The organism is Roseateles sp. So40a (assembly GCF_048081605.1).
Taxonomy (GTDB): Bacteria; Pseudomonadota; Gammaproteobacteria; order Burkholderiales; family Burkholderiaceae_C; genus Roseateles.
Map to the genome: position 1 here is coordinate 963,538 of NZ_CP182288.1, position 12,547 is coordinate 976,084.

10 protein-coding genes are annotated in these 12,547 nt (G+C 69.4%); 6 read left to right on the top strand and 4 right to left on the bottom strand.

The genetic code is table 11. The annotated features are described in order from the left end of the window. Positions 1-108: 108 nt before the first annotated feature. Positions 109-2,340, bottom strand: a complete 2,232-nt coding sequence (locus ACNI65_RS04455) for a sodium-translocating pyrophosphatase (protein WP_416761426.1) — start codon at positions 2,338-2,340, stop codon at positions 109-111. Between the two features lie 253 nt (positions 2,341-2,593). Continuing rightward, entirely contained in the window at positions 2,594-3,808 is a 1,215-nt protein-coding gene (locus ACNI65_RS04460; protein ID WP_416761427.1) for a citrate synthase, read from the bottom strand. Between the two features lie 236 nt (positions 3,809-4,044). Here ACNI65_RS04460 and ACNI65_RS04465 point away from each other — a divergent pair, with 236 nt between their 5' ends. The 4 genes from ACNI65_RS04465 (at position 4,045) to ACNI65_RS04480 (ending at position 8,254) form a co-directional block, all read left to right on the top strand. Beyond that, positions 4,045-5,037: a Bug family tripartite tricarboxylate transporter substrate binding protein gene (locus tag ACNI65_RS04465; protein WP_416761428.1), complete on the top strand. Its 993-nt coding sequence runs from the start codon at positions 4,045-4,047 to the stop codon at positions 5,035-5,037. Between the two features lie 39 nt (positions 5,038-5,076). Then, positions 5,077-6,030, top strand: coding sequence for a 2-hydroxyacid dehydrogenase (locus ACNI65_RS04470; protein ID WP_416761429.1), 954 nt, complete (start codon positions 5,077-5,079; stop codon positions 6,028-6,030). Positions 6,031-6,195: 165 nt separating this feature from the next. After that, positions 6,196-6,735 carry an inorganic diphosphatase gene (gene ppa, locus ACNI65_RS04475; protein WP_067062352.1) on the top strand — a complete coding sequence of 180 codons (540 nt, stop codon included), beginning with the start codon at positions 6,196-6,198 and terminating at the stop codon, positions 6,733-6,735. 268 nt (positions 6,736-7,003) lie between these two features. Next, a complete protein-coding gene (locus tag ACNI65_RS04480; RefSeq protein ID WP_416761430.1) occupies positions 7,004-8,254 on the top strand; it encodes a glycosyltransferase in 1,251 nt (416 codons plus the stop codon). Between the two features lie 47 nt (positions 8,255-8,301). On the opposite strand, the gene ACNI65_RS04485 is transcribed toward ACNI65_RS04480, so the two are convergent. Beyond that, on the bottom strand, positions 8,302-9,501 hold the full coding sequence (locus ACNI65_RS04485) for a GNAT family N-acetyltransferase (protein WP_416761431.1): 1,200 nt from the start codon (positions 9,499-9,501) through the stop codon (positions 8,302-8,304). A gap of 58 nt (positions 9,502-9,559) precedes the next feature. On the opposite strand from ACNI65_RS04485, the gene ACNI65_RS04490 reads away from it, so the two are divergent. Both ACNI65_RS04490 and ACNI65_RS04495 read left to right on the top strand, forming a co-directional pair. Beyond that, complete coding sequence (locus tag ACNI65_RS04490; protein ID WP_416761432.1) at positions 9,560-11,665, top strand: NAD(+) synthase; 2,106 nt, start codon at positions 9,560-9,562, stop codon at positions 11,663-11,665. A 106-nt stretch (positions 11,666-11,771) separates the two neighbouring features. Next, positions 11,772-12,110, top strand: a complete 339-nt coding sequence (locus ACNI65_RS04495; protein WP_067275693.1) for a P-II family nitrogen regulator — start codon at positions 11,772-11,774, stop codon at positions 12,108-12,110. 35 nt (positions 12,111-12,145) lie between these two features. Here the strand turns inward: ACNI65_RS04495 and ACNI65_RS04500 are convergent, their stop codons facing one another. Beyond that, the gene (locus ACNI65_RS04500) at positions 12,146-12,523 is read right to left on the bottom strand and encodes a diacylglycerol kinase (RefSeq protein WP_416761433.1); all 378 of its coding nucleotides are present in this window, start codon (positions 12,521-12,523) and stop codon (positions 12,146-12,148) included. Positions 12,524-12,547: the final 24 nt, after the last annotated feature.

The following is a 12,547-nucleotide window of genomic DNA, read 5'->3' on the forward strand; positions in this document are numbered from 1 at the left end:
TTCTGCCGCGAGCGCCAGGGCCCTGAAAGCGCAAACAGCCCCTCGCGGGGCTGTTTTTCTCAGCGTTTTCACGGGGACGCCCGCCAGAGGCGTGCGCGCCCCGCCCAGTCAGGGGGTGGAGGCCGCGCTGGCGGCTTCCATCGGACCGCTGGCGACGGCCTCGGGGAGCGCGGCCGGCATGGACGCCGGGCCAGTGGCCGGGAGCGTGGCCGGAGCCGTCGTCTCAGGCGCCGAGGCGCTCATCGCCGGCGGTGTGTGGGCGCCGGCGGCGGGTCCGCCGGCACCGACCGCGGGCAGCAGCGGCACGATCAGCAACGCGACGATGTTGATGATCTTGATCAGCGGATTGACCGCCGGGCCGGCCGTGTCCTTGTAAGGGTCGCCGACGGTATCGCCGGTGACCGCCGCCTTGTGCGCGTCGCTGCCCTTGCCGCCGTGGTGGCCGTCCTCGATGTACTTCTTGGCGTTGTCCCAGGCGCCGCCGCCGGTGCACATCGAGATCGCCACGAACAGCCCCGTGACGATGGTGCCCATCAGCAGTCCGCCCAGCGCGGCCGGGCCGAGCACCAGGCCCACGACGATCGGCACGACCACCGGCAGCAGCGAGGGCACGATCATCTCCTTGATCGCCGCGGCGGTGAGCATGTCCACCGCGCGGCCGTACTCGGGCTTGCCGGTGCCTTCCATGATCCCCTTGATGTCGCGGAACTGGCGGCGCACCTCCTCGACCACCGAGCCCGCGGCGCGGCCCACGGCCTCCATCGCCATCGCGCCGAAGAGGTAGGGGATCAGCCCGCCGATGAACAGGCCCACGATGACCATGTGGTTGCTCAGATCGAAGCTGACCGACAGGCCCTGCTGCTCCAGCGCGTGCGTGTAGTCGGCGAAGAGCACCAGCGCGGCCAGGCCGGCCGAGCCGATCGCGTAGCCCTTGGTCACGGCCTTGGTCGTGTTGCCCACGGCGTCCAGCGGATCGGTGATGTCGCGCACGCTCTCGGGCAGATCGGCCATCTCGGCGATGCCGCCGGCGTTGTCGGTGATCGGCCCGTAGGCATCGAGCGCCACGACGATGCCGGCCATGCTCAGCATCGAGGTCGCCGCGATCGCGATGCCGTAGAGCCCCGCCAGCTTGAACGCCACGAGGATGGCCACGCAGACGAAGAGTACCGGCCAGGCGGTCGAGCGCATCGACACGCCCAGCCCCGCGATGATGTTGGTGCCGTGACCCGTGGTGGATGCCTGCGCCACGTGCTGCACCGGCTTGTAGTCGGTGCCGGTGTAGTACTCGGTGATCCAGACCATCGCCGCGGTCAGCACCAGGCCGACCAGGCAGGAGAAGAAGAGCGCGTTCGCGCCGATGGTCTGTCCGCCCGGCAGCGTCAGGTCCTGCGGGAACAGCGCGCGGGTGATGAACCAGAACGCGATCGCCGAGAGCACGCCCGCGACGATCAGGCCCTTGTACAGCGCCGGCATCACGTTCTTCATGCCGGGGCTGGCCTTCACGAAGCCGCAACCGATGATGGACGCGATGATCGACGCGCCGCCGAGCACCAGCGGGTACACGATCGCCGCGATCGACATGCCGCCGAAGGTCAGCGCCGCCAGCGCCATCGTCGCGATCAGCGTGACGGCGTAGGTCTCGAAGAGGTCGGCCGCCATGCCGGCGCAGTCGCCGACGTTGTCGCCGACGTTGTCCGCGATCACCGCCGGGTTGCGCGGGTCATCCTCGGGGATGCCCGCCTCGACCTTGCCCACCAGGTCCGCGCCCACGTCGGCGCCCTTGGTGAAGATGCCCCCGCCCAGCCGGGCGAAGATCGAGATCAGCGACGAGCCGAACGCCAGGCCCAGCAACGGCTTGAGCGTCTCGCTGTCGGCTCGGGTGCCGTTCTCGCTGACCCACATGAAGAACAGGCCCACGCCCAGCAGGCCCAGACCCACGACCAGCATCCCGGTGATCGCGCCGCCCTTGAACGCCACGTTCAGGGCCGGCGCCATGCCTTGTGTCGCGGCCTGCGCGGTGCGCACGTTCGCCCGCACCGAGACATTCATGCCGATGAAGCCGCAGGCGCCTGACAGCACCGCGCCCACGATGAAACCGACCGCGGTCTGCCACTTCAGGAAGACCCCGATGAGCACCGCCAGCACGACACCGGCGATCGCGATCGTCCGGTACTGCCGCGCCAGATAGGCCGCGGCCCCTTGCTGGATCGCCCCTGCGATCTCCTGCATGCGCGGATTGCCCGCGTCCTGGCTCAGGATCCAACTGCGTTGGATGAACCCATACAGCACCGCCGCCAGCCCGCAGGCCAGCGCGAAATACAGCGCCAAACTCGTCGACATGTGTTTGTCTCCTCTCGCTGATCGCCATCCTGTGTAGACGTTCCATCCAGCGGGCGCCGGGCCTGCGCGCACGCAACAGCAACAGTCCGTCGATCGATGCTAAGGCCGTGAATAGGGCATGGCATGAGCGTTTACCAGCGGATTCATCGGCTTTGCAAGGCAGGTGTCAGGCTTTGCAGGGGCGCGCGACCCGTTGGTGGCAAGGACTGGCACCGGGCACGGGATCTGCCCGCAGCGTCCGCGATCGCTGCCGTCAGCGCCGGCGGCGCGCCTTGCGCGGATCCGCCGGCGTCGTCGTCGGACCCGTGTAACGGCCGCGCGGACGGATCACCGAGGCCGTGGCGAGTTGCTCCATGCTGTGAGCCAGCAGTCCCACGCTGCGCGCGATGGCGAAGATCGCGAAGCCCGCATCGGCCGGCAGGCGATGACGCGCCACCAGCGCCGCGAGCGCCACGTCCATCGATGGCGGCAGGCCGGTCAGGGCCACCACGCGCTCGATCAGGCGAGCGATCGCGCGCGGCGGCTTGAAGTCCGCCATCAGCGACACCGCCCGCGGATCGCCGTCCGGATAGATGTGATGACCGAAGCCCGGCAAGGGCATCGCCGCCGACAGGTAGCGATCGACGACGGCGTCCGCGCCATCGCGCTCGACCTCGTCGAACAAGGCCCGCACGCGTCCCGACGCGTCGCCGTGCAGCGGACCCGAGAAGGTCGTCAGCCCGGCCAGCAGGCAAGCCGGCAGGGAAGCGCCCGTTGATGCGGTGATCCGCGCGGAAAAGGCGGAGCTCGTGATCTCGTGATCCGCGGCCAGCACCAGCGTCTTGCGCAGCAGCGCCGCCACCGCGCGCGGTTGGCCCCAGCCGCGCGCCAGGCGCTCGTGCAGCGGCAGGTGATCCTCGGTCGAGGCGCCGAACGCGACGGCCAGTCGTCCCACCAGCGCGGCCGATTCCTCGATCAGCACCCGCGTCACGCGACCGCGCGTGGAGTGCGCCGTCGCGGTCAGGGCCGCGAGCTCCGCGAAGGCACGCGCGCGTCCCGCCGGCAGCGCGGCCACGACCGACAAGGGCGCCGCCGCAGGTGAGCCCGTCGCCACGGAGGGACGCGGGAATGCCGGGGTCTGCTCGGCGTTCCACAGCAGCCGGGCCGCATCCTCGAGCGTCGCGGTCTCAGACAGCTCGACGACATCGACGCCGCGATAGAAGGGGCGACCGCCCGAGAAGGTCGCGATCGCCGTGGGAATGCTGGGCTCCGCGCCGAAGAGCGTCGTCGTCGCCAGCGTCTCGCGCGTGCGTCCCGTCTCCTTGCGACGCACCAGCGCCTTCACGTCGTCCGCGAGATACAGGCTGCGGCGCGAGTCCTGCGGATCGGGTTCGACGCCGATGCGTCCGCGGCTCACGTAGGCGTAGATCGTCTGCGCGCGCACGCCCAGCGTGTCGCGGGCTTCTTCGAGGGTCATCCAGGGCGCCATGCGGGACTCGTCGCGGGTCGTGAGGCGATCAATGTAATCGTCAACATGAAGCGCGCCAAGTCTCCGATTCCATTGGTTATCCGACGCGAATCCATGGTCAGCATCGGGTGAGATTGATCTTCGTCGTCAATATTGACCGGTCAGGGCACCGCTGGGAGTATTTGTCCACGCGATGTCGACGGGACCCGCAGAGGCCGCGCGACATCAGCCCGCATGCATCCCATGGAGACAAACGCATGACCCGACTCACCCGCTTCCTTCCCACCTTGTTGAGCCTTGCCGGCCTCGCCGGTCTCACGTCGCCCGCTGCCTTCGCGCAGGGTGGGGCGGCCGCCTCGGCGCCGTTCCCGTCCAAGGCCATCACGATCGTCGTGGGCTCCAGCCCCGGCAGCACGACGGACGGCCTGGCGCGCGCGATCGGCGCGGAGATCACCGCCGCCACCAAGGTGCCGGTGGTCGTCGAGAACAAGGCCGGTGCCAGCGGCGGCATCGCCGCGCAGTCGGTGGCGCGCGCCGCGCCCGATGGCTACACGCTCTTCATCACGACCAACACGACGCAGGCCGCCAACCCGCACCTGTTCCGCAAGCTCGCCTACGACCCGGTGAAGGACTTCGCCCCGGTGGGCGCGCTGGTGAAGGGCTACCTGCTGCTGGTGACGAATCCGCGCATTCCCGCGCGCAACGTGACCGAGCTCAGCGCGATCGCGCGCAAGCAGCAGCTGACCTTCGGCGCGGGCAGCTCCTCGGCGCGCGTCGCGGCGGAGCTCTTCCAGCAGATGACGCAGACCCAGCTCACCTACGTGCCCTACAAGGCCAACCCGCAGGCGATGGTGGACCTTGTGGGCGGCCAGGTCGATCTGATGATCGTGGACCTGACGACCAGCCTGCCGCAGGTCAAGGCCGGCAAGCTCAAGGCGCTGGGCGTGAGCAGCCCCAGGCGCTCGCCGCTGGTGCCCGAGCTGCCGACGATCGCCGAGGCAGGTCTGCCCGGCTACGAGATCAGCTACTGGAACGCGGTCTACGCGCCCGCGGGCACCCCGGCGCCGGTCGTCGAGCGCATCAACGCGCTGATGCTCAAGGCGATGACCGCGGAGCCCGTCAAGCGCTTCGTCGAGCAGAACGGCATGGAGCCGTTCACCTCGTCGCCGTCGGAGCTCGCGAGCTTCCAGGCCGCCGAATACAAGCGCTGGGGCGCCGTCATCAAGACCGCGGGCATCCAGCCCGAGTGAGCCCCATTGAATCCCTGTCCCTCTGACCTCGAGAGCCTCATGAAGCCGCACATCCTGCAACTCAACCCCATCCTCGTCCCGTCGATCAACGCGCGGCTGGACGAGCGCTACACGATGCATCGCCTGTTCGAGCAGGCTGATCCGGACGCGTATCTCGCCGCTCACGGCGCCTCGATGCGGGGCGTGATCACTGGCGGCCACACCGGCATCTCGCGGGCCATGATGGAGAAGCTGCCCGCGCTGGCCGTGGTGGCGGTGAACGGCGTGGGCACCGACGCGGTCGACCTGGCCTATGCGCGCGAGCGCGGGCTGCCGGTGACCGGCACCTTCGGCGCGTTGACCGAGGACGTGGCCGACATGGCGCTGGGCCTGCTGCTGGCGACCTGCCGCAACCTCGGCGCGGTCGACCGCTTCGTGCGGGGCGGTCTGTGGCCCCGGTTCCCGCAGCCCAACGCGATCCCGCTGGCGCGTCGTGTCAGCGGGATGCGCGTGGGCATCGTGGGTCTGGGGCGCGTGGGCCGCGCGGTCGCGCAGCGCGTCGAGGCCTTCGGCTGCCCGGTGCGCTACACCGACCTGACGGCGATCGAGGGCGCGCCGTGGACCTTCGAGGCGGACCTCGTGCAGTTGGCCCGCGACAGCGACGCGCTGATCGTCTGCGCTGCCGCCGACAAGGCGCGCGACCTGATCGACGCGCCGGTGCTCGATGCGTTGGGACCGCGTGGTTTCCTGATCAACGTCGCGCGCGGCCGGCTGGTGAAGGAGGCAGATCTCGTGCAGGCGCTGCGGGAGAAGCGCATCGCCGGCGCGGGCCTGGACGTCTTCGCCGATGAGCCCAACGTGCCGCCCGCGCTGCTGGACATGGACAACGTGGTGCTGCAGGCCCATCGCGCCAGCGCGACCGAGGAGACCCGCGCCGCGATGGGCGAGATGGTGCTGGCGAGCCTGGCGCAGGCGCTGGCCGGGGAGCGGCCGACGCACAGCCTGACGACCTGACGCGGCCATGACGCGGTGATGACGCGTCCCTCCCTCGGGCGAATCGGATGAGGGAGGGCCGTGAGCGCGTCAGGACCGATTCAGGCGAGGAATTAGAATCGCGGCTTTTCCGGGGCGCACACGCGGTGTTCCCGGAGTTCCCCGCATTCACCGCTGTCCACCACCATGAGCCTGCACAAAGTCACCCCCGGCGCGAAGGCGCCCGAGCAGTTCAACGTCGTCATCGAGATCCCGATGAACGCCGACCCGATCAAGTACGAGGTCGACAAGGAAAGCGGCGCGCTGTTCGTCGACCGCTTCATGACGACGGCGATGCATTACCCCTGCAACTACGGCTACATCCCGCAGACGCTGGCCGATGACGGCGATCCGGTCGACGTGCTGGTGATCACGCCGTTCCCGCTGACCCCGGGCGTGGTCGTGACCTGCCGCGCCATCGGCGTGCTGCAGATGGACGACGAAGCCGGTGGCGACGCCAAGCTGCTGGCCGTGCCGACCACGAAGATCCTGCCGATCTACGAGCACTGGACCAAGCCCGAGGACATCAACCAGATGCGCCTCAAGGCCATCCAGCACTTCTTCGAGCATTACAAGGATCTCGAAGCCGGCAAGTGGGTGAAGGTCAAGGGCTGGGAAGGCCCCGAAGCCGCCAAGAAGGAAATCACCGACGGCCTGGCTAATTACGCCAAGGCGCAACAAGCCTGATCGGCCTCGATCGGTCGTTTCGACCACGACAAGGCGCCCCGCGGGGCGCCTTTTTCATGGCCGAACGCGCCGCCCCAGGGGAAGAGCGACGCGCTCGCGATGGGCGGGGAGCGTCACCCGGCGAAACTGCCGGCAACTTTGTCCGCATGGCAAACGCAGTGCCATGACGGTGCGTTACATCTGAGACGTCCCTGCTTTGGGGATCGGCGTTGTGTGATGGTGCGCGCGGCACCAAAATGGCGACCTCACTCCACGGAAGTCTCGTCACGTGAAAGTCGCCTACCTGCTCAATCACTATCCCAAGGTCAGCCACACCTTCATCCGCCGGGAGATCCTGGCGCTGGAGCAGCAGGGCGTCGACGTGATGCGCCTGGCGGTCCGCGGCTGGGACGATGCCGCGCCGGATCCCACCGACCAGGACGAGAAGACCCGCACCCATTACCTGCTGCGCGGCGGCGTCGGTCCGCTGATCAAGGCGATGGCGCGTCAGGCGCTGACCTCGCCGGCGAAGTTCCTGTCGGCGCTGGCGCTGACGATCAAGCTGGGCCGGCGCGCCGATCGGCCGCTGCCCGTGCACTTCATCTACCTGGCCGAGGCCTGCATGGCCGTGCCGATGCTGCGCGCCGAGGGCGTGGACCATGTGCACGCGCATTTCGGCACCAACGCGACCGAGGTGGCGCTGCTGATCGAGGCGCTGGGCGGTCCCGGCTACAGCTTCACCTGCCACGGCTCGGAGGAGTTCGACCGGCCCGAGATGCTGCACCTGGGCGAGAAGATCCGCCGCTCGAAGTTCGTGGTGGCGATCTCGTCGTTCTGCCGGAGCCAGATCTACCGCTGGATCGACCACACGCATTGGTCCAAGGTGCCCATCGTGCCGTGCGGCGTCGAGCCGGCCTTCCACGCCACGCCCGCAGCCCCGGCCGAGGGCAGACGTCTGCTGGCGGTCGGGCGCCTGTGCGAGCAGAAGGGCCACCTGCTGATGCTGGAGGCCGCGGCGCTGGTGGCGGCCAAGGGCATTGACTTCGAGCTGGTGCTGGCCGGCGACGGCGAGTTGCGCGAGCCGGTGGAAGCCCGCATCGCCCAGTTGCGCCTGCAGGACCGCGTGCGCATCACCGGCTGGATCAGCAGCGATCAGGTGCGCGAGGAGATGCTCGCGTCGCGCGCGCTGGTGGTGTCGAGCTTCGCCGAGGGCCTGCCCGTCGTGGTGATGGAATCGATGGCGCTGAGCCGCCCGGTGATCAGCACGGCGATCGCGGCGATCCCGGAACTGGTCCGGCCCGAGAACGGCTGGCTGGTCCCGGCCGGTGATCCGCAGCCGCTGGCGCAGGCCATGATCGAGTGCCTGCAGCTCGACGACGCGGAGCTGCAGCGCAAGGGCGAGGCCGCGCGCGTGCGCGTGCTCGCGCGCCATGACATCGACGACGCGGCCGCGCTGCTGGCCAAGCTGTTCCGCGAGCACGCCGGTGCACCGGCGCGCGTGCAGCCGCGGCTGGCAACGTCGACCCCCGGCAGAGCCTGAGCGTCAGACTGGCGAAGCCGGCGCAACGGGCGAGCTCGGCGCGCCGGTCAGTCCTCCGCGGAGGCTTCGTCAGTCCGAGGCGCCTTGAACGGCTGATGCCGTTCGAGTTCATCGATGTACTCGTCCATCGCCTGACCCTCGCGATCGAGGAAGTCGGCCACCGCCTCGCGGAACTGCGGATGCGCCAGCCAATGCGCTGAGCGCGTGGCCACGGGCATCAGGCCCCGCGCCATCTTGTGCTCGCCCTGCGCGCCGCCCTCGAAGCGGCGCCAGCCGTTCTCCAGGCACCACGCCAGCGGCTGGTAGTAGCACGCGTCGAAATGCAGGTTGGGGATGTAGCGCGTCGATCCCCAGTAGCGGCCATACGCCGCGCGTTGCTCCGCGTCGATCGCCACCAGCGACGCCGCCACGCGCTCATCCGATGCGTCACGCGCCACGAACATCAACCAGTGCTCGGGCAGGTCCGCGGCCATGCGGGCGAAGAAGTCGCGCGTCAGGTAGGGCTTGTTGCGGTGCGCGAGGTAGGTCAGCGTGTAGCACTCGTAGAAGAAGTCCCAGTCCTCGGGGGTGATGGCCGCGCCGCGCAGCGCGGTGAAGCGCACGCCGGCGTCGGCGACCTTGCGCTGCTCCTGCTGGATCTTCTTGCGCTTCTCGCGCTGCAGCGTGGCGAGGTAGTCCGCGAACGCGCGCGGCTGACCGTCGCCGGTCCAGTGGAACTGCACCTGCTGGCGGGCGAGCCAGCCGTCGCCGGTGAGCGCGCGCTGGTCCTCGTCGTCGCCGAAGAGCACATGCACCGACGACAGCTCCGAGCGCGCCGTCAGCGCGCGCAGCGCCTTCACCAGCCACTCGCGCGCGTCGGCGTCGCGTGCCAGCAGCCGGCTGCCCGGCACCGGCGTGAACGGCACCGCCACCAGCAGCTTGGGGTAGTAGCTCAGCCCGTGGCGATCGTAGGCATCGGCCCAGGCCCAGTCGAAGACGTACTCGCCATACGAGTGCCCCTTGAGATACGCGGGGCAGGCGGCGATCAGCGTGTCGCCGTCCCACACGCTGAGGAACTGCGCCTGCCAGCCCTTCTTCGCAACCGCCGAGCCCGACGCGTGCATCGCCTCGAGGTACTCGAGCCGCATGAACGGCGAGGGCAGCGGCGACGCGGCCAGCAGCGCGTTCCATTGATCGCGCGGCAGCGCGGCGGGATCGTCGTCGACGCGGATCGTCGGCTGGGCGGGGGAGGGGAGCGGGGCGGTCATGCGCGGCAAATCTTAGGCGCAAGCTCAATCCCCTCGCTTTGATGGCAGGATGCGGCCCATGCAAGCGACGACGACTTCCTCGAGCTCCGCCTCGACCGCGGTCCCCAGCGACGGCCGGTCCTTCGACAACCTCTACGCCCACGACTTCGCCCGCATTGCCGTGGGCATCCCGCTGTGCCGCGTGGCCGATCCGGCCTTCAACGGCGCCCAGACCGCGCAGCTGCTGCGCGAGGCCGCCGCCGACGGTGCGGCCGTCGCCGCCTTCCCCGAACTGGGCCTGGCCGCGTACACCAGCGATGACCTCTTCCACCAGCGCGCGCTGCTCGACGGCTGCGAGGCCGCGCTCGCGCAGGTGCTGGCCGTGTCGCGCGACCTGCCCACCGTCGCGATCGTCGGGCTGCCGCTGCGCATCGAGCATCGGCTCTTCAACTGCGCGGTCGTGCTGCAGCGCGGCCGGCTGCTCGCGGTGCTGCCCAAGAGCTATCTGCCCAACTACGGCGAGTTCTACGAGGCCCGCCAGTTCAATGCCGCCGACGAGGCGCTCAGCGACGAGATCACGCTGCTGGGCCAGCGCGTGGCCTTCGGCACGCGGGTGATCGTCGCGGCCACGGACATGCCGCTGCTGCGGCTGCACGTCGAGATCTGCGAGGACGTGTGGACGCCGATCCCGCCCTCGTCCTACGCGGCGCTGGCCGGCGCGACGGTGCTGGTCAACCTCTCGGCGTCCAACATCACCGTGGGCAAGGCCGGTTATCGGCATCAACTGGTGGGGCAGCAGTCCGCGCGCTGCCTCGCGGCCTACGTCTACACCTCCGCCGGCGCCGGCGAGTCCAGCACCGACCTGGCCTGGGACGGCCAGGCGCTGGTCTACGAGAACGGCAGCTTCCTCGCCGAGAGCGAGCGTTTCCAGCGCCGATCGCAGTTCGTCGCCGCCGACGTGGACCTCGAACGCCTGTCGCGCGAGCGCATGCGCCAGACCAGCTTCGGCGACTCGGTGCGGCATCACGCGCCGCTGCTCAAGACCTTCCGCACGGTCGAGTTCGAGCTGGGCCTGGACCGTTCGACGCCGCTGCCGCTGCGCCGCCGCGTGGACCGTTTCCCGTATGTGCCGGCCGAGCGCCAGCGCCGCGACGAGCGCTGCCATGAGGTCTTCCAGATCCAGGTCCAGGCGCTGGTGCAGCGGCTGGTCTCCAGCGGCATCCACAAGCTGGTGCTGGGCATCTCCGGCGGGCTGGACTCGACGCATGCGCTGCTCGTCGCCGCGCGCGCGATGGACCAGATGGGCTGGCCGCGATCGAACATCCTCGGCGTGACGATGCCGGGCTTCGCCACGGGCACGCGCACGCGTGACCAGGCCTTGCGCCTGATGCGCGAGATCGGCTGCGAGGCCCGCGAGATCGACATCCGCCCGAGCTGCGAGCAGATGCTCAAGGACCTCGGCCATCCGTATGCCGATGGCCGGCCCGTCTACGACGTCACCTTCGAGAACGTGCAGGCCGGCGAGCGCACCAGCCACCTGTTCCGGCTGGCCAACCACACCGGCGCATTGGTGCTCGGCACCGGCGACCTGAGCGAGCTCGCGCTGGGCTGGTGCACCTACGGCGTGGGCGACCACATGTCGCACTACAACGTGAATGCCTCGGTGCCCAAGACGCTGATCCAGTACCTGGTGCGCTGGGTCGCGGAGACCGAGCAGCTCGGCCCCTCGGGGCGCGAGGTGCTGCTGGACATCCTGGGCACCGAGATCAGCCCGGAGCTCGTGCCGCAGGACGCGCGGGTGGAGGGCTCGGGGCTGCAGAGCACCGAGGACAGGATCGGTCGCTACGAGCTGCAGGACTTCAACCTGTTCTACACGATCCGGCATGGCTACTCGCCGGCCAAGATCGCGTTCCTGGCGCGGCATGCGTGGGGCGATCGCACGCGGGGCGAGTGGCCGGATGGGGAGCACGTGCAGCGCAACGAGTACGCGCTGGCCGAGATCAAGCGCGTGCTGCGGATCTTCGTCAGCCGCTTCTTCCGCGGCAGCCAGTTCAAGCGCAGCTGCGTGCCCAACGCGCCCAAGGTCGGCAGCGGCGGCTCGCTGTCCCCGCGCGGCGATTGGCGCGCGCCCAGCGATTCGGAACCGGCGGTGTGGCTCGCGGAACTCGACCGCATTCCTGATTGAAACCGAGGTCGCGGGCGATGCCTCCCTTCTCCAACGGGAGGCGCTGCCCTCGGCGTTCCGTGCTTAAATCACAGCCAGTCTTGCCACCCCTTTTCGGAGCCCCGTGATGAAACAGATCACCGCCATCATCAAACCGTTCAAGCTCGACGAAGTGCGTGAAGCGCTGGCCGAGGTCGGCGCCTCGGGCCTGACGGTCACGGAAGTGAAGGGCTTCGGCCGCCAGAAGGGGCATACCGAGCTGTACCGCGGCGCTGAATACGTCGTGGACTTCCTGCCCAAGGTGAAGGTCGAGGTCGTGGTCAAGGACGACGAGGTCGAGCGCAGCATTGACGCGATCCTGAAGGCGGCCAAGACCGGCAAGATCGGCGACGGCAAGATCTTCGTCACCGCGGTGGAGCAGGTCATCCGCATCCGCACCGGCGAACAGGACGAAGCGGCGGTCTGACGCCCCAGGGCCCGGGAGGGCCCTGTCTCACTGTCTCAACGCAGGTGCTGCCAGATCGCGGCGATCCAGATGCCGCCCGCCAGCACCAGCGACAACAGCACCGCGGCGCTGGCGATGTCCTTGGCGCGCTTGCTGAGGTCGTGGAGCTCGAAGGACACCCGGTCCACGACCGCTTCGACCGCCGAGTTCAGCAGCTCGACGATCAGCACGAGGATCAACGATCCCGCCAGCAGCGCCACCTGCACCCAATCCCGTCCGACCCAGAAGGCCAGCGGCAGGCCGAAGATCGTCAGCCAGGTCTCCTGGCGGAACGCGCTTTCACCGAGATAGGCGGCGCGCAGGCCGGCCCAGGAGTAGCCGGTGGCGTGCAGGATGCGGTCCAGGCCGGTGCGGCCCTTGTGGGGATTGCTCATCGTCGGGAAGCGGAAAGCGGGGAT

Coding starts and splice junctions, on each gene's coding strand:
- ACNI65_RS04470 (WP_416761429.1), top strand. CDS start 5,077: ATGAAGCCGCACATCCTGCAACTCAACCCCATCCTCGTCCCGTCGATC.
- ACNI65_RS04460 (WP_416761427.1), bottom strand. CDS start 3,808: ATGGCGCCCTGGATGACCCTCGAAGAAGCCCGCGACACGCTGGGCGTG.
- ACNI65_RS04465 (WP_416761428.1), top strand. CDS start 4,045: ATGACCCGACTCACCCGCTTCCTTCCCACCTTGTTGAGCCTTGCCGGC.
- ACNI65_RS04500 (WP_416761433.1), bottom strand. CDS start 12,523: ATGAGCAATCCCCACAAGGGCCGCACCGGCCTGGACCGCATCCTGCAC.
- ACNI65_RS04495 (WP_067275693.1), top strand. CDS start 11,772: ATGAAACAGATCACCGCCATCATCAAACCGTTCAAGCTCGACGAAGTG.
- ACNI65_RS04455 (WP_416761426.1), bottom strand. CDS start 2,340: ATGTCGACGAGTTTGGCGCTGTATTTCGCGCTGGCCTGCGGGCTGGCG.
- ACNI65_RS04485 (WP_416761431.1), bottom strand. CDS start 9,501: ATGACCGCCCCGCTCCCCTCCCCCGCCCAGCCGACGATCCGCGTCGAC.
- ACNI65_RS04490 (WP_416761432.1), top strand. CDS start 9,560: ATGCAAGCGACGACGACTTCCTCGAGCTCCGCCTCGACCGCGGTCCCC.
- ppa (WP_067062352.1), top strand. CDS start 6,196: ATGAGCCTGCACAAAGTCACCCCCGGCGCGAAGGCGCCCGAGCAGTTC.